The sequence below is a fragment of the Halobacillus dabanensis genome, from assembly GCF_900114165.1.
Taxonomy (GTDB): domain Bacteria; phylum Bacillota; class Bacilli; order Bacillales; family Halobacillaceae; genus Halobacillus; species Halobacillus dabanensis.
On the sequence record NZ_FOSB01000005.1, the window covers coordinates 169,560 to 187,628 of the forward strand.

15 protein-coding genes are annotated in these 18,069 nt (G+C 42.8%); 12 read left to right on the forward strand and 3 right to left on the reverse strand.

Annotated features, from left to right (window positions below; translation table 11 throughout):
- Window positions 1–230: 230 nt before the first annotated feature.
- The 9 genes from BMZ58_RS10315 to BMZ58_RS10355 all read left to right on the forward strand — a co-directional run bounded on the left by BMZ58_RS10315 (window position 231) and on the right by BMZ58_RS10355 (window position 11,546).
- Window positions 231–773: a peroxiredoxin gene (locus BMZ58_RS10315; protein WP_075036477.1), complete on the forward strand. Its 543-nt coding sequence runs from the start codon at window positions 231–233 to the stop codon at window positions 771–773.
- Between the two features lie 82 nt (window positions 774–855).
- Window positions 856–1,308, forward strand: a complete 453-nt coding sequence (locus BMZ58_RS10320) for a TlpA family protein disulfide reductase (RefSeq protein ID WP_075036478.1) — start codon at window positions 856–858, stop codon at window positions 1,306–1,308.
- A 292-nt stretch (window positions 1,309–1,600) separates the two neighbouring features.
- Window positions 1,601–3,358, forward strand: a complete 1,758-nt coding sequence (locus BMZ58_RS10325) for an ABC transporter ATP-binding protein (protein WP_075036479.1) — start codon at window positions 1,601–1,603, stop codon at window positions 3,356–3,358.
- 13 nt (window positions 3,359–3,371) lie between these two features.
- Window positions 3,372–5,204: an ABC transporter ATP-binding protein gene (locus BMZ58_RS10330; protein WP_075036480.1), complete on the forward strand. Its 1,833-nt coding sequence runs from the start codon at window positions 3,372–3,374 to the stop codon at window positions 5,202–5,204.
- Window positions 5,205–5,676: 472 nt separating this feature from the next.
- Window positions 5,677–7,038, forward strand: coding sequence for a cytochrome ubiquinol oxidase subunit I (locus BMZ58_RS10335; protein WP_075036481.1), 1,362 nt, complete (start codon window positions 5,677–5,679; stop codon window positions 7,036–7,038).
- A complete protein-coding gene (locus tag BMZ58_RS10340) occupies window positions 7,035–8,048 on the forward strand; it encodes a cytochrome d ubiquinol oxidase subunit II (protein ID WP_075036482.1) in 1,014 nt (337 codons plus the stop codon). Before BMZ58_RS10335 ends, BMZ58_RS10340 begins: the two co-directional genes overlap by 4 nt.
- Before the next feature lie 172 nt (window positions 8,049–8,220).
- Window positions 8,221–8,886: an HAD family hydrolase gene (locus tag BMZ58_RS10345; RefSeq protein ID WP_075036483.1), complete on the forward strand. Its 666-nt coding sequence runs from the start codon at window positions 8,221–8,223 to the stop codon at window positions 8,884–8,886.
- Window positions 8,887–8,969: 83 nt separating this feature from the next.
- Complete coding sequence (locus BMZ58_RS10350; RefSeq protein WP_075036484.1) at window positions 8,970–9,635, forward strand: potassium channel family protein; 666 nt, start codon at window positions 8,970–8,972, stop codon at window positions 9,633–9,635.
- Between the two features lie 189 nt (window positions 9,636–9,824).
- Window positions 9,825–11,546: a pyruvate oxidase gene (locus BMZ58_RS10355; protein ID WP_075036485.1), complete on the forward strand. Its 1,722-nt coding sequence runs from the start codon at window positions 9,825–9,827 to the stop codon at window positions 11,544–11,546.
- A gap of 100 nt (window positions 11,547–11,646) precedes the next feature.
- Here BMZ58_RS10355 and rnjA read toward each other — a convergent pair whose 3' ends face one another.
- A complete protein-coding gene (gene rnjA / locus BMZ58_RS10360; RefSeq protein WP_075036486.1) occupies window positions 11,647–13,317 on the reverse strand; it encodes a ribonuclease J1 in 1,671 nt (556 codons plus the stop codon).
- A gap of 3 nt (window positions 13,318–13,320) precedes the next feature.
- On the reverse strand, window positions 13,321–13,530 hold the full coding sequence (locus BMZ58_RS10365) for a DNA-dependent RNA polymerase subunit epsilon (RefSeq protein WP_075036487.1): 210 nt from the start codon (window positions 13,528–13,530) through the stop codon (window positions 13,321–13,323).
- Between the two features lie 436 nt (window positions 13,531–13,966).
- Between BMZ58_RS10365 and BMZ58_RS10370 the strand changes: the two genes are divergently transcribed.
- Window positions 13,967–14,743 carry a Cof-type HAD-IIB family hydrolase gene (locus BMZ58_RS10370; protein ID WP_075036488.1) on the forward strand — a complete coding sequence of 259 codons (777 nt, stop codon included), beginning with the start codon at window positions 13,967–13,969 and terminating at the stop codon, window positions 14,741–14,743.
- Window positions 14,744–14,888: 145 nt separating this feature from the next.
- On the opposite strand, the gene def is transcribed toward BMZ58_RS10370, so the two are convergent.
- The gene (def, locus tag BMZ58_RS10375) at window positions 14,889–15,443 is read right to left on the reverse strand and encodes a peptide deformylase (protein ID WP_075036489.1); all 555 of its coding nucleotides are present in this window, start codon (window positions 15,441–15,443) and stop codon (window positions 14,889–14,891) included.
- A 168-nt stretch (window positions 15,444–15,611) separates the two neighbouring features.
- Here def and BMZ58_RS10380 point away from each other — a divergent pair, with 168 nt between their 5' ends.
- Together BMZ58_RS10380 and pdhA are read left to right on the forward strand one after the other, a co-directional pair.
- Window positions 15,612–16,310, forward strand: coding sequence for a YkyA family protein (locus BMZ58_RS10380; RefSeq protein WP_244151532.1), 699 nt, complete (start codon window positions 15,612–15,614; stop codon window positions 16,308–16,310).
- 676 nt (window positions 16,311–16,986) lie between these two features.
- Window positions 16,987–18,069, forward strand: a complete 1,083-nt coding sequence (gene pdhA / locus BMZ58_RS10385) for a pyruvate dehydrogenase (acetyl-transferring) E1 component subunit alpha (protein ID WP_075036619.1) — start codon at window positions 16,987–16,989, stop codon at window positions 18,067–18,069.

Sequence of the window (18,069 nt, forward strand, 5' to 3'; positions counted from 1 at the left end):
TTTGGCAAAAAATGCAGCACATTGTCGAATGGGGTTATTTTACATAACCTTCAAACTTTCCTCAACAGAATGGGTTTAATGAGCAGAGGGATGGTTAAAATGGAGGAAAGAGAAGAGAATCAAGTCTTTTATTCGTATCCAAATCAATGATATCGAACAATGCATCAACTTCTTCTCGCTAAATGAAACCATGGAATCATAAATACAAGACTATTTCGGAGGGATTCTAAATGGCAGAACGTATGGTAGCTAAACAAGCCCCGCGCTTTGAAATGGACGCAGTGCTTCCAAATAAAGAATTCGGTAAAGTATCACTCGAAGAAAACATGAAAAACGACAAATGGACCGTCCTGTTTTTCTATCCGATGGACTTCACATTCGTATGTCCGACAGAAATCACTTCCCTATCTGATCGCTTCGATGAATTCGAAGATCTGGATGCAGAAGTGGTTGGAGTGTCTACGGATACGATTCACACCCACCTTGCCTGGATAAACACAGACCGTGACGAAAACGGTTTAGGTCAGCTGGAATATGCTCTAGCTGCCGATACGAACCATCAAGTGTCCCGCCACTATGGCGTCCTTTTAGAAGAGGAAGGAGTAGCGCTCCGTGGGTTATTCATCATCAGCCCGGAAGGTGAGCTAATGTACCAGGTGGTCAACCATAACAATATCGGCCGCGATGTGGATGAAACACTAAGGGTATTACAAGCACTCCAAACAGGCGGCCTTTGTCCGGCAAACTGGAAGCCAGGTCAAGAAACCCTGTGAATTCCCGGTATTCTTCAGGTCTAACATGGTTTGTGTTAGATCTTTTCTTACCTTTTGAAAGCAGTGGAAGGAGAGTGCTTTGATGCGCTTACGTACACCGATGCCCGAATTACCGGAAGCAACGGAATGGTTGAATAGTGAACCATTGAAAAAAGAGGATTTAATCGGTAACAAGCCGACATTGATTCATTTCTGGTCGGTCAGTTGTGGTCTCTGTAAAGAAGCGATGCCGGACGTTAACGAATTCCGGGATCAATATGGCGATGTTTTGAACGTGGTTGCCGTCCACATGCCTCGGTCTGAAAAGGATCTGGACCTTACGCAAATCAAAGAAGTTACCGCTGAACACCGTATTACCCAACCAATTTACGTGGATAATCAACACAAGTTGACAGATGCTTTTGAAAACCAATATGTACCTTCATATTATGTGTTTGATGAAGAAGGGAATTTGCGTCATTTCCAAGCAGGTGGCGGTGGGATGAAAATGCTGCAAAAACGTGTCAACCGCGTTCTCGGCCTCAACGCAAAGTGATGTATATAACTAGAGCAACCCCCATACAAATGGAAAGGTTGCTCTTTTTCTATGCCAAAAACCTTCCTTACCAGAAGAGTCAGCTTCGAGACTTTGGTTTGAGGAAATGGTGGCTGGGAAAACGAGTCGTTTCCGTAGCCCCTATATCTTTGTAGAATCAGACTACAACTTTAGGCGGAGGGGATATCATACTTAGGTAGAATTTTTGAAAAATTATTACAAATGGGTAGATATTTATTTCGATACCCGATATATTTATAATTACGTTAAAAACTTCGAAGGAGGGAAAAACTTGGATACATTTAAAAAGCTGAAAGAATTTTATTGGCCGTATAAGAAATTCTTCTTCTGGTCACTTTTTTCGTTATTATTCGTTACCATCATAACTCTCGTATATCCAGTCGTTTTACAAATCACCATTGATGAAGTCGTCCTTGGAGAACAATACGATCTAATTCCTTATATCTGTATCGCATTTATCGTACTTATGATCATTAAAGGAATCGCTACATATTTCCACCAATACTTGGGGGATTATTTCGGAATCCGTTCTGTTTATACATTACGTGATGGCTTGTATAAGAAACTTCAGCGGCTGCCGTTCCGATATTATGATAACGCAAAAACAGGTGACTTGATGTCCCGCCTGACCGCTGATGTGGAGGGGTTCCGCTTTTTCCTGTCGATGGGCTTTTCGGAACTGGTCCGCATCGTTCTTTTAATCGTATTAAGTTTGAGCGTCATGTTTTACTTTTCCATCCCACTTGCTCTCGTTACGATGGCCGCTATGCCGTTTCTTGGAATTGTCGTTTATCGTTTTGATCGGAAAGTCCACCCGGCTTTCCGCAAAATCCGAAAATCATTCGGAAAACTGAACACTCGTGTGCAAGAAAATATCAGTGGAATGAATACGGTCAAGTCCCTATCAAGAGAGAACTTCGAAATTGGCCGTTTTTCAGACAGAAGTGATGATTATCGTACAAAGTTCATTACTACATCGAATATTTGGTCTAAGTATTTCCCATTAATGGAGTTCATCGGCAACGTCTCGGTCGTCGCATTACTTGCTTACGGCGGATACCTTGTCATCAATAATTCGATGCAGCTCGGAGAACTTGTCGCCTTTTTCAGCCTGGTCTGGTACATTCTTGGACCTTTGATGAATTTCGGTTTCGTCATTAACCTCTTCTCCCAATCGAAGGCTTCTGGAGAGCGCTTGCTGGAAATATTAGAAGCCCCTGAGGAAATTACCGAAAAAGAGGATGCCGTTATCCAGGACCGTCTACTAGGACATGTCACCTTCAACGATGTCACCTTAACCTATGTAGAAGATGATGATTCTGCACTGAAAAACATCACCTTTGATGCACCACCTGGAAAAACGATCGGCTTGATCGGTGCAACAGGATCTGGAAAGACAAGTATTACCCAGCTTATCACGCGTTTCTATGAACCTGAAAAAGGGGAAGTTCTAGTTGATGGGCGTCCTGTCGCGGATTATGGCTTGAAAAGTCTTCGCAAAAACATCGGATTCGTATTACAGGAGTCTTTCCTGTTCTCGACGACAATTAGAGAAAATATCTCTTACGGAAACCCTGATGCCACGATGGAAGACGTCATAGATGCGGCGAAACGTGCACAGGCCCATGATTTTATTATGGAAATGCCTGAAGGATATGACACACTTCTCGGTGAACGGGGGATGGGACTTTCTGGAGGACAGAAGCAACGGATTGCCATTGCGCGTGCCATTTTGATCGACCCGGCAATCCTCGTCCTTGATGATGCGACTTCAGCTGTTGATATGGAAACAGAATTCAAGATTCAAAAAGCACTTCAAGAGGTCATGAAAGGGCGTACGACGTTCATAATCGCCCATCGTATTTCTTCTTTAAAGCATGCGGATGAAATATTAGTGCTTGAAGATGGTGCAATAAAAGAACGCGGTGTCCATGATGAGCTTCTTATTAATGGTGGACCATATCAGCGGATCTACGATATCCAATATCAGGACAAAGAGAAGATTTTAAAAACATCTAATATTTTATAAGGGGGGATGGGGCATGGCAAGGAAACCGAAACACCAGCCAGAAACGAGTACACATTTGAACCGCTTTAAATACACGCAGGACCAGGCCATTGAAAAACCGTTCAACTGGTCGCAAATGTGGCGCTTGCTGCAATATATTAAACCATATGCTAAAACATTATTGCCGGTCGCGATCATAGCGATGCTTGTATCTACCATCGTCCGCCTGGTCGTACCGATATTGATTGGTAAAGTAGCCATCGATATCGCCATCGCGGATGGGAACACCAATCTGTTGATTCAACTAGTTGTAGGAATTGCGATCATGTACTTGCTCAGTTACATCGGCAATGCTCTCCGGATAAAATACGTGAATATCCTTGGGCAGAATGTCATTTATGATTTGAGGCAGCATTTATTTTCCCATGTTCAGCGTCTCTCTCATAAATTCTTTGACTCAAGATCGGCAGGTTCGATCCTTGTCCGGATCATGAATGATATCAACTCATTGCAGGAACTTTTTACGAATGGGATCATCAATTTACTGATGGACGTTGTCATGTTATCAGGGATTGTTGTCATTCTTTTTGTTCTAAGTCCTAAACTGGCACTTGCCATTCTTGTGATCATGCCGATCATGTTCTACATTTCCACGAAATTGCGCCGGAACATCCGTCGTTCCTGGCAGGATGTGCGCATCCAACAATCCAAATTGAACTCCCACTTGAATGAAAGCTTACAAGGGGTGCGTATCACTCAATCATTCTCTCAGGAAAAAGAAAACACCGAGTACTTTGATGGCGTGAATACAGATAATTTCCAATCCTGGAACAGAGCTTCACGTAAAAGTGCCATGTTCCGTCCTTTCGTGGAAATGAGCAACGCAGTGGGAACAGTCATCCTGATCGCTTTTGGTGCTTATCTGATTTTGCAGCAAAATGTAGAGATCGGTACATTCGTTTCGTTTGCATTTTTCCTTGGCATGTTCTGGGAGCCGATTTCCCGTCTCGGAATGATGTATAATCAACTTCTTATGGCGATGGCAGCTTCTGAGAGAATCTTCGAATTTCTGGATGAAAAGCCGAACGTGGAAGAGAAACGGGACGCTGTGGATTTGAAAGACATGAAAGGACATATCGAATTCGACCATGTGGAGTTCGCTTATGATTCCAAGCGGAAAGCACTACATGATATCAACTTGGAAATGAAGCAGGGGGAAACAGTCGCACTCGTCGGTCATACGGGATCTGGTAAATCGACGATAGCCAACTTGGTCAGTCGTTTTTATGATCCGACTAAGGGATCGGTCAAAATTGATGGTGTCGACTTGAAAGATGCGACGATTGATAGTGTGCGTCAGCAAATCAGTGTTGTCCTTCAGGATACTTTTATTTTCTCTGGCACGATCATGGAAAACATTCGCTTCGGACGACCAGATGCATCCGATGAAGATGTCATCGAGGCCGCCAAAGTTGTCGGTGCAGATGACTTCATCCAGCGCCTTAATAACGGTTATGAAACCGAAGTGGAAGAACGCGGGAACATTTTGTCTGCAGGGGAACGACAATTGCTATCGTTCGCAAGGGCCCTTCTTGCTAATCCACGAATTCTGATTTTAGATGAGGCTACGGCAAGCATCGATACGGAAACGGAGTTGAAGATTCAACAGGCGTTAAGAAAGCTGTTGAAAGGAAGGACAGCGATTATGATCGCTCACCGTTTATCAACGATCCGGGAAGCGGACAACATTTTCGTATTGGAAAATGGCCGTATCCTCGAACAAGGATCACACAATGAGCTGATGGACCAGGAAGGCGAATACTATGAACTTGTGAAAGCACAGTTCCAAATGCTTGATGCTATTTAAATAGGAAAGGGAAAAGCGCCGGTTAACCGGTGCTTTTTTTCTGTCCTGGAAAATACAAACCTTATTGGATAAATGGATAGAGAAAAGTATCCGCTCCAGTATCCAGCCATTCGCATCCTAATCAAGCTGCCATCAGGAAGGGAGGTCGCTTTCCTCCAGTTGTTTTATTTATGTGTTTTTATATATCCCTTTGGCACCGAGCCGTCTTACAATCCAATAGATACTTTGACAGATGAGGAAAATCCCCTCGATTAATGATCATCTTCTAGTTAAAAAACGCTTCTGTTAGGGAACAAGGGCTATAGGCATAAAGGTCGACAGTTTTATAGGGGTTCGATATGATAGACATGCAATCAGAGATTGTGAAGTTTGTCACAAAATCGTCAACAACCTTGTGTCGGTGAAACGTTTCCACGTTTTATACTAGGAGTAATTGATTTATTATGACCATCCGTGGTTAGGGGGAAACAAGATGTTTGGATTTGAAACGGTCGAGCTGAGCCGCGCGCTCACGGCCATGACACTGATTTTTCATGCGATCTTCGCCACTCTTGGTGTCGGTGTACCTGTACTTGTATCTACAGCAGAATTCATCGGGATCAAGAAGAAAGATCCACATTATACGCTTTTAGCCCGGCGCTGGACCCGCGGGTACACCATCACGGTGGCTATCGGGGTCGTTACCGGGACGGCCATCGGATTACAGTTATCATTGATTTGGCCGAGTTTTATGCAACTTGCCGGAAACGTGATTGCCCTCCCATTGTTTATGGAAACATTCGCCTTCTTTTTTGAAGCGATATTCCTGGGAATCTACCTTTATACGTGGGACCGGTTTAAAAATCCGATGTATCACTGGCTTTTGTCTATCCCAGTGGTTATTGGTGGTACATTATCCGCCTTCTTTATTACGACGGTAAACTCTTTCATGAATACACCGCAAGGGTTCGAAATGGAAGAGGGACGCTTTACAGCGGTTGATCCATTGGCTGCGATGTTCAACCCGGCTACACCGACAAAAGTCTTCCACGTCATTTCGTCCTCTTATTTGACGGCAGCAGCGGTCCTGGCTGGGATTGCCGCCTTCATCATTTTGATGAAAAAGGGGTCACTCTACCATAAAAAAGCTTTAAAACTTACGGTGATGATGACATTCCTCTTTGCGATATTGACTGCTGTAGCAGGGGATCTATCTGCTAAATTCTTAGCGGAACATCAACCGGAAAAACTCGCAGCAGGAGAATGGCACTTTGAAACGGAAGAGGGAGCTGACCTTGTCGTTTTCGGTTCATTGAATGAAAACAATGTAGTGGAAAATGCCATACGAATCCCGAATGCGTTAAGCTTTCTTGCCCATGGAGACTTCCAAGCTGAGGTAGAGGGATTGAATGAAACGCCAGAGGATGAACGGCCGCCACTTTGGATTCACTATATGTTCGATCTTATGGTCAGTATCGGCTTTTACACATTGGGCATTTCCTTACTTTTCCTTCTGTTCTGGAAGATGAAAAAGTGGAATGAGTTCCATCCGCTTCTATTATGGGGAATAGTCGCTACAGGTCCCTTATCGATGCTTGCCATTGAATTCGGCTGGATTTTTGCTGAAGTCGGCCGTCAGCCTTGGATTCTCAGAGGGTTCATGACAGTTGCAGAAGGAGCAACAACGTCTCCTTACGTATTCTCGATGTTCGTCCTATTTGCCCTTGTTTATCTAGTGCTTGCCATCGGGTGTTTAGCTACTTTGAGGAAAATATTCAAAGGTAAACCGGCAGAACTGGAACTGGAACATCGTTATCCTCAAACAGCTGCTGCAAGTAAGGAGGGGGACGAATGAGTTATGAATTGATCGGAATTTCCGTATTATGGCTTTTTCTTTATGGCTATTTGATTATCGCTTCCGTCGATTTCGGAGCAGGATTCTTTGCTTATTATGCAAAAGTAACGAAAAAGGATCATTTGATCAACCAATTGATTTCCCGATATCTCTCACCAGTATGGGAAGTGACCAACGTTTTCTTCGTCTTTTTCTTTGTAGGACTTGTAGGGTTCTTCCCGGATATGGCTTATTACTTCGGCCAAAGCCTACTGATCCCTGGTAGTATTGCCATCGTACTTCTGGCGATTCGGGGTTCGTTTTACGCCTTCGAAAACTATGGTTCCAAGGATAATCACCTATATATGTTCCTTTATGGGGCTACAGGATTGCTTATTCCTGCCTCTCTCTCGACGGCACTGACGATTTCCGAAGGCGGATATATCGAAGAGACAGCGAATGGTGTGCAACTACTGTATGGCGAATTGTTGACAAGTCCGTATTCATGGAGTGTCATTTTTCTTGCGATAGTCAGTGTGCTCTACATCAGTGCGATGTTTCTTACGTACTATGCCAACAGAGCTGGTGATGAGCCCGCCCTTCAGATTGTCAGGAAATATGCTCTGTTCTGGAGTTCTCCGACAATCATAGCAAGTTTAACGACATTCATCGCCTTGAGTCAGCAAAATACGGATCACTTCCAGAGGGCGATTGATCTTTGGTGGGTGTTCGGAATATCTGTCGGCTTTTTCATGATTGCTGTATTTCTTGTTTATCAGGGTAAATATTACGGTTGGGCATTCCTCGCAGTCATGTTCCAATTTTTCGTCGCATTTTTCGGATACGGGGCTTCCCATTTGCCATATTTGCTCCACCCATTTGTAACCATCACAAGTGGCGTGACACATGAAACGATGGCGATCGCGCTGATCATCGTGTTTATCGCCGGCTTCTTATTGCTGGTACCATCACTGATCCTATTAATGCGTTTGTTCCTGTTCGATGCGGATTATGTAAAAGGGAAAAAATAAAGAAAAGTGCACGGGTCAAAAAACAACCCGTGCATTTTTTATGGATAGGGGGAGGGGATGGATCTGAATTTCTGTAAACATTTCAAGTCGTTTCATGAAAGAATGCCACTTTTGTTTGGAGATATGGTACAATTTGGAGTTGTTCTGAATTTCTGGAAAAGGGGAGAGGGAAATGGCACACGCACTCATATTCGATATGGATGGAACACTATTTCAGACCGATAAAATCCTGGAGTTTTCATTAGAAGATACGTTCAATGATTTAAGATCACGAGGTCAATGGGACAAAGAAACGCCTATTGAAAAATACAGAGAGATCATGGGTGTTCCTTTACCTACAGTCTGGGATACTTTATTGCCCCATCATTCTGAAGACATAAGAGAACACGCAAATAGCTATTTTCTCAAACGTCTAATTGCAAACATACGAGAAGGAAAAGGTGCTTTATACCCTCATGTGAAAGAAGTTTTTTGCGATTTGAAAGAAAAGGGTTGCTCGATTTACATAGCCAGTAATGGTTTAACGGAATATTTAAAAGCTATTATCGACCATTATCAATTGAATCATTGGGTGACAGAAACGTTTAGTATTGAGCAAATACAATCATTGGATAAAGCGGATTTAGTGGGTTCGATTTTAGAGAAGTATCGGATGGACAAAGCAGTGGTAGTCGGCGATCGTTTGTCTGATATTCAGGCAGCTAAAAATAATGGGTTGATTTCAGTCGGTTGTCATTTTGATTTTGCGAAAGAGGAGGAGCTTTCTGAAGCGGACCTCATCATCCATGACTTGAGAGAATTAAAGACCATTCTCCCTGAAATATTTCAATGGGAGTAATCCAATACATAAAAGACAGGTGTCCAGCGATTTGTTATATGATAGAATAAGCTTAGATTTATGGACATAGTTGGAGGTTCGTTATGAAAAAAGAATTTGCCGTCATTGGTCTAGGACGTTTCGGTGGCAGTATATGCCGCGAATTGAGCCGTGAAGGAATGGAAGTATTAGCCCTGGACCTGGAAGAAGATAAAGTTAATGAATACCGTGATATTGCCTCACATGCGGTTATAGCTGATTCTACGGATGAAAATGTATTGAAGGAACTTGGTTTCCGTAATATCGATCACGTAATAGTAGCCATCGGCGATAACATCCAGGCCAGCATGCTGACCACCTTGATCCTGAAAGAAATGGGGATCAAGATGATTACAGTGAAAGCACAAAACGACTATCATGAGAAGATCTTGAATAAAATCGGGGCAGACCAGGTCGTCCACCCTGAACGGGATATGGGGAAACGGATTGCACACAATATCATTTCCAACAATATCCTCGATTATATCGAACTCTCTGATGACCATAGTGTTGTCGAAGTGAAAGCCGGGAGTAAAATGGGAGGACAGACCCTCGTGGATCTTGACATCCGTGCAGAATACGGTTGTAACGTTGTCGCAATCAAACGTGATAAAGATGTGATCGTCTCTCCTATGGCTACAGAGGAAATCCGCGAAAGTGATGTACTGATCGTTATTGGTGCAGATAAAGACATCAGCAGGTTTGAAAAGAATTTAGTATTAGAAGACTGATAAAAACATTTGAACAGGGCCCTGGAACTTCCATAGAAGTTCCAAGGCTTTTTCTTTTGGAGTTTGATGTAAGAGGTTACTTTGTTACTAATGTGATGTAAAGTTACCCGATGTTAGTTTAAAGAGGATGGTTATAGGAAATAAGAAGAGTTATAGAAGGTGATTTAAGTTGCGGAAAGGATGAGTTCAATGTTCAATAAAAGAACAGGAGAAGTTATGGCACAACAATTGATCAATTGGGGTGTCGATCATATATATGGAATGCCGGGAGACTCGATCAATGAATTGATTGATGACTTGAGAAAAAGAAAAGAAGAAATCGAGTTCCTACAGATTCGCCACGAAGAAACCGGAGCTCTCGCAGCTGCAGCTTATGCGAAATTGACAGGGAAGCTCGGTGTCACTTTATCCATTGCAGGTCCTGGTGCTGTACACTTGATGAATGGTTTATATGATGCCAAAGCGGATCGTGCGCCCGTACTGGCCATTGTTGGTCAAGTGCAGAGTGAAGAAGTGGGAACAGATGCATTTCAGGAAATCAATCTTGAGCGGATGTTCGATGATGTGGCTGTGTTCAATCGTCGTGCAGAAACAGAAGCACAACTGCCAGACCTGTTGGACCAGGCAATTAAAGAAGCATATACGAATAAAGGTGTCTCCGTCCTTATTGTACCGGATGATTTATTTGCAAAAAAACAAACAAGTGACGTCAGACTCACGAGCGGGGAATATTATAAGCCGGAAATTTTTCCTCGCCAGGAACACCTGAATGAAGCACGGCAGCTGCTGGAGAATGCCGAACGACCTATTATTCTTGCAGGTAAAGGAACAAAGCATGCTTCCAATGAATTGATTCATTTTGCAGAAACCATTAAAGCTCCGATCATTCTCAGTCTATTGGCAAAAGGAGTCATTCCGGATAACCACCCTTATTGCTTAGGGCAACATGGACAAATCGGTACGAAACCATCGTACAATGCCATGAAAGAGACAGATTTATTGATCCTTGTCGGTACACAATTCCCATACCGTGATTTTCTTCCAGAAGATGTGAAAGCTATTCAAATAGACAACAATCCAGGGAATCTAGGCAAGTACTACCCGATTGAATTAGGCCTTGCAGGAGATAGTAAAGAGACCCTTGCCGCCTTATCTGAACTTATTCCACCTGTAGAGAAAAGAAATTATTTGGAGTATTATCAGGAGAAAATGAATGATTGGCGAATAGCTTTGCAAGAAGAAAAACGCCAGGAGGATAATCCGCTTCATGCTCCGCAAGTCATGTATGAAATAGAGAAAAACATGCAACCAGGTGCCGTAATTTCCGGAGACGTCGGAAATGTTACCGTCTGGCTCGCCCGGTTCTTACACCTCGTCAATCAAAAATTCATAATATCTGGATGGCTTGCAACGATGGGGAGTGGATTACCAGGTGCGATTGCTGCTCAAAAAGCATATCCCGATAAGCAAGTCATAGGTGTTGCTGGTGATGGCGGTTTTTCCATGGGGATGCATGATTTTGTAACAGCAGTCAAATACGATCTGCCAATTAAGATGGTCATTTTGAATAATAGCAAAATTGGAATGATCAAATATGAACAGGAGCAGATGGGACATTTAAACTATGCGACGAACCTTGGAGAGATGAATTTTGCGAAGTTTGCGGAAGCGTGTGGTGGAGAAGGCTACCGAATTCAATCTTACGAAGAGCTCGGCCCGAAGATGAAGCAAGCTTTCCTATCCAATAAACCGGTGATCATAGATGTCGTTATTGAAGATCAAGCGCCCCTGCCAGGAAAAATCGATTATCGATCCGCTGTTAATTTTTCTAAATATATTGTGGCGGAGTTTTTCGATACAGGAAATCTAGATTTACCTGACATGAAAAAAGCACTGAAACGCTTAAGATAATAATGAAAAGCCCGCTGGTCTTCCCGGCGGGCTTTTCATCTACATGAATAAGAGACTAAAAAAGCTCCAGCCCCTTCTGATCGGGGCTGGAGCTTTATACTTATACTTCCATGATGATTGGTAAAATCATTGGGCGACGCTTGGTCTTTTCGAATAAGAATGGTGCGATTGTATCGGTAATCTCATTCTTAATTTCAGACCATTGTGTCGTGCGGCGCTCCATGACCTTTTCGACATGGGAACTGACAAGGTTTTGTGCTTCCTTGATCAAATCTTCGGACTCTCTCATATAGACGAATCCACGTGAAATGATATCAGGGCCTGAAGCAATCTTGAATTCCTTCATGTTAATGCTGACAACTACAATGACAAGGCCTTCTTCAGATAGAATCCGGCGGTCACGTAAGACGATATTACCGATATCACCGATTCCGCTGCCGTCTACATAGACAGAGCCGGAAGGGATCTTACCAGCAACGCTCGCTTCTTCTTTGCCTAAAGCAAGCACATCTCCGTTGTCCATAACGAAGCAATTTTCAGGTTCAACGCCACAATCATGACTCAACTTCGTATGCTCTTTCAACATGCGGTATTCACCGTGGATCGGCATGAAGAATTTCGGTTGAATCAGACGAAGCATCAGTTTCATTTCTTCTTGGCTTCCGTGTCCAGAGGTGTGGATGTCATTCAATGGGCCGTGGATGACTTCTGCACCGGCACGATAAAGCTTATTAATGGTACGGCTTACACTGATCGTGTTTCCAGGGATTGGGGAAGAAGAGAACACGACGGTATCGCCAGGTTGAATTTGTATTTGTCGGTGGGTACCGTTGGCAATGCGAGACAGGGCTGCCATTGGTTCACCTTGAGATCCTGTACATAGAATGACGACTTCATTTGCAGGAAGCCGATTGATCTGCTGGGCCTCAATGAATGTATCCTTAGGGGCACGGATATATCCAAGTTCTTGTCCGATTCGAATCGATGATTCCATACTACGACCGAATACAGCGACCTTACGACCTTTCTTGACGGCAGATTCCACCACTTGTTGTAAACGGTAGATGTTCGATGCGAAAGTTGCAAAGATCAAACGTCCGTCGTCATTACGGCTGAAGATGTCATCGATACTTTGACCAACAATTCGTTCTGATTTAGTAAAACCAGGGACTTCTGCGTTGGTACTGTCAGATAACAGGGCGAGAACACCTTCTTTTCCGATTTCTGCCATTTTAGATAAATTTGCCGGCTCACCGACAGGGGTGAAATCGAACTTGTAATCCCCTGTGTGTACAACATTCCCAGGTGGTGTTTTAACAACGACTCCATAAGAATCAGGAATACTGTGGGTCACACGGAAGAAGGATACAGACGTTTTACGGAATTTAATCACATCATCTTCCTGAATGGTGTTCAGTTTAGCGTTCCGTAAAAGACCGTGTTCGTCCAATTTGTTGCGAAGAAGTCCGATCGCTAATTTACCAGCATAGATTGGAATATTGATTTCCCGCAGCAAGTAAGGGATTCCACCAATGTGGTCTTCGTGACCGTGTGTGATAAATAAACCCTTGATTTTGTCTTGGTTTTGTACCAGGTAGGTATAATCCGGGATGACATAGTCAATACCGAGCAGCTCGTCTTCCGGGAATTTGATACCTGCGTCAATGAGGATGATTTCGTCTTGGAATTGCACACCATAAGTGTTTTTTCCGATTTCGCCGAGTCCGCCCAGAGCGAATACGGCTGTCTGGTCATTTTTAACGAATTTCATCTATTAAAAATTCTCCACTTTGAAATCTTCGGATTGCTTCTCATAAGCCAAGTGATCCTCATCAAGCACCTGGATATATTCGATATTGAATCCTTCATTTTTTAATTTTTCACGTACATTTCTTTCTGTTTCCGCTTCCACGTACATACTGTCCGTACGCTCGCGTACAGGAACTTCGCTCGCATGTTCCTGATATAATACTTTGAATAACATTACGCTATCGCTCCTATCTAGATATAATTTCCACATTTTTGTCCTGTCATCATCATAGCACGATTATTTCATGTATGGTAATGATTATAGTATGGCAGGTGCTCGGTACACCTTAAACAATGGTTTACGCGTATTTCTTTCGTTCCATTAACTTTTTCCAACGTTTTCTAAGCTTCCTTCGTAGACGCTTCATCATTTGCATCTATCCCCTTTCATCAAATGAAGAAAAGCAACAAAAACGTTCAACCGCCCAATCCCTGTTACCTCTAGTATAATACGGTTTGTGGAAGAATGAAACATTTACATTTTATATTTTGTATATATCGTGTGTTTTTCTTCTCAAACCTATCCACTCATGCTACAGTATAGCCAAAGAGTTGGGCATACTATTTCCATGGGAAGTGTTGTGCACAAATTGATTAGGGGGAACAGAATAGTGAATAAAAAAATTGCTTTTTTTGATATCGATGGCACGTTGCTCGATCACGATAAAAAATTACCGGAGAATACGAAACAGGCGATCCTGGATTTGAAAGACCAGGGCGTTTTCTGTGCGATTGCCACAGGTCGTGCTCCTTTCATGTACAAAGAGTTGCGCGAAGAACTTGGAATCGATTCCTTTATCAGTTTCAACGGTCAATATGTCGTATTTGAAGGGGAAGAAATTTATACGAACCCTTTATCTGAACCTGACTTAGAGCAACTTCATAAACATGCAGAAAGTAATGATCATCCAATGGTCTTCATGAGTCATGAAGAAATGAAAGCATCGGTTCCTGATCATCATCATATAGAAGAGAGTCTTGGCACCTTATACATCGATCATCCGAAAGAGGATGCCTCCTTTTTTAAAGGAAGGAATATTTATCAATCTTTAATATTTTGTGTAGGGGATGAAATTGAAGAGTATCGGGAGACCTATGATGCCTTTGACTATATTCGTTGGCATCCAGTTTCTTGTGATGTGCTGCCAAGAGGTGGCTCCAAAGCACTGGGGATTATGAAGATGGTGGAAGCAGCCGGTTTGTCCATGGAAGATACGTACGCTTTCGGTGATGGTCTGAATGATATCGAAATGATTCGGGAAGTAGGCACAGGAGTTGCCATGGGTAATGCAGTGCCAGAAACAAAAGCTGTCAGTGATTTTGTTACATCCGACGTGGGAGAGGATGGCATTTCCCATGCCATTTATGAATTAGGGTTATTGAAATAATTGGATTAAAAAATCTCCAGCGCCTTTTGCGTTGGAGATTTTTTAATAATAATCTAACTCGCTCTACCCAGTCCCCTTGAGAACTTGAAGTAATCTTTTGGGCTTTGTCTTACCTATGCAGGGGGAGCAGGGTGATCCTTTTATATTACCGGTCTGCAGGTGTGGCATTTTCCGGTTCTTTGAACGGGTTATCCTGGTCGATATGGTCATAGAACATGATGCCGTGCAGGTGATCGATTTCGTGTTGGAAGACTATTGCTGCATAATCTCTCAAGCGCAGTTTTACTTCATTTCCTTCCAAATCCGTTGCTTTCACCGTAATCCTTCTATAACGTGGCACATAACCTGGGACTTCACGATCGACAGACAGGCAACCCTCACCTGTTGATAAGTAGGTCCGCTCCACGGAATGGCTCACGATCCGTGGATTAAACAAACCATAACTGTACAATTTATCTTTCATATCAGTAAAATGAACAGCGAGCATCCGCTTGTTTACATTGATTTGTGGCGCTGCCAATCCAACACCTGGGCGTAAACCGTATCGATCGCAGATTTGTTCATCCTGGCTATTCTTTAAATACTGCACCATTTCTTCTAAGGTCTTTTTATCTTCCTCCGATGGGGGGAGGGAAACTTCTTCTGTCACTTTTCGTAAAGCAGGGTGACCTTCACGAACGATATCGTCCATCTTGATCATCAACAACATCCTTTCCGACTGAAACATTTTAAAAAATTGAACCTCACACGTCTTTGTCAATGGTAACATATGTGAAAAAAGGCACTTTCAATTTAATTTCATTTATTATACTATTGTAGATACGTCCAGATTACAATAATGTTTCAAGGATTACGAGGGGGAAATGTTGTGCGAGTACATATGCTTTTGGCGCTTCTGGTTGCAGCGTCTCTATTATCTGCGTGTACAGGACCGTCAGCAGAAGAGGAGATTTATGAACATCTAGAAAAAGCGGTCACATTAGAAGATACTTTCCGTGAACAGCAACAGCCGATGGTTGATTTAGAATCTGAAGAGCAACAATTATATGAAGAGATTATAGACCTTAACATGGATCAATTCGAAGAGATAAAAGAAAAATCTCAAGAAGCTGCATCCATTGTTGAAGAGCGGCGGGAAAAACTCGAACTTGAAAAAGAAAGCATTGATGCTGCTAAAGAAGAATTCGATAAAATCGAACCTTTAGTGGAAGATTTAGATGAAGAGAACACAGACGCTAAAGCGAAGGCTGAAGATTTGATTGAAACAATGAACGGTCGCTATGATACTTATCAAAGTCTATATACTGCTTATGAAGAAGCCCTTACACTTGATAAAGAATTATACGAAATGATGCAGCAAGAAGATCTGACAGAAGAACAGCTACAGGAACAGGTCGATAAAATTAATCAGAAGTATAATGAAGTAATTGAACAGAATGAGAGCTTCAATCAACATACAGAAGAGTACAATACATTGAAAAAAGAGCTATATGAGGCCATGGAGCTTGATGTGACGTATGAAGAAACGGATACTGATAGGGAAGAGGATGACTCATCTGAAGAGTGATAAGGAACCGCTGATAAAAAAGTCAGCGGTTTTTCTTTTGCGTATTTTCAAGAATTTTTAAGTGTATCACAACTCCCGGGCCTCTTCTGCACTTAAGCTATCCGCCGTCCAGCCTCTCGAGACATAAGTCAATCATCTCCGTGGCCCCACAGGAAGTGGGGTCGTTCGGTGTTGCAACAGGACGTTGCGAACTTAACCGAACTTCTTTCCTCATTTATTTTAGAAGAAGAAAAGCGCTTCTCTGCACGAAGGTTCTTAAGCTTGTCGCAGCTCCCAGGCCTCTTCTGCACTTAAGTCAATTCATTTGATTGTTTTGTTTAAAAGAAGTAAGATTAATACAGGCTTATTTTTGTGGTGATACAGTGTTGTTTTATTGTGCGACAAGAATAGTCATTTTCTTACTGCTGTAAGAAGCTCTGCGACTATGTGTGGATATTATGTAGTGAAGTGATTGACGAATGGTGACGAATTGAGCTAAACTACATAGTGGATTGACATTGTACCATTGAATCTTGCTTCATAAATGTAACAGTTTATACAGACTCTTAGGCATGATTAATAAAGTTGTGTGCAGGGTAAAACGTAAAGAGAAAATAGGTACAGTTTTTTTTCATAATTGGGAAAGCTAACTCACAGCATCCATTTTTTAAAATACGAAAGGAAAGGGTGAATGACTTTGAAACGAACTCTTGAGAACATTGAAAATCAGTTCGAAACGTTTCAAATCCTTAACGAAGAAGGCGAAATCGTAAATGAAGATTTTATGCCTGACCTATCTGATGAAGATCTGAAAGAAATGATGCGCCGTATGGTTTATACGCGTATTTTGGACCAGCGTTCTATTGCGCTTAACCGCCAGGGACGTCTTGGTTTCTATGCTCCGACAGCTGGACAGGAAGCATCTCAGCTCGGAAGCCAGTTTGCACTTGAGAAAGCGGACTTTATCCTTCCAGGTTACCGTGATGTACCACAATTGATCTGGCACGGCCTTCCACTTTATCAAGCATTCCTATTCTCCCGTGGACACTTCAAAGGGAACCAAATGCCTGAGGGTGTCAACGCAGTGAGCCCACAAATCATCATCGGAGCGCAAATCACACAAACTGCCGGTGTTGGTCTTGGATATAAAAAGCGTGGTGAAAATGCTGTAGCGATCACTTACACTGGTGACGGCGGTGCTTCCCAGGGTGACTTTTATGAAGGTATCAACTTTGCTGGTGCTTTCGGAGCGCAGGCGATTTTCGTAGTACAAAACAACCGTTTCGCAATCTCTGTACCTGTTGAAAAACAGTCAGCAGCACAGACAATTGCTCAAAAAGCTGTTGCTGCTGGAATCGAAGGCATCCAAGTTGATGGTATGGATGTGCTGGCTGTTTATGCTGCAACAAAAGATGCGCGTGAGCGTGCGGTGAACGGTGAAGGTCCGACGTTGATCGAAACACTTACTTATCGTTATGGTCCACACACTATGGCCGGAGACGATCCAACTCGTTATCGTACGGAAGACCAGGACAACGAGTGGGAGAAGAAAGATCCAATCGTTCGTTTCCGTAAATTCCTTGAAGCGAAAGGGCTATGGTCCGAAGAGGAAGAGAATGAACTGATTGAGAAGACAAAAGAAGAAATCAAAGCGGCTATCAAAGAAGCTGACAACACTCCAAAACAAACAGTTACTGATCTGATCGGTATCATGCATGATGAACTTCCTTCAAACTTGCAAGAGCAGTTGGAAGAATATAAGGAAAAGGAGTCGAAGTAA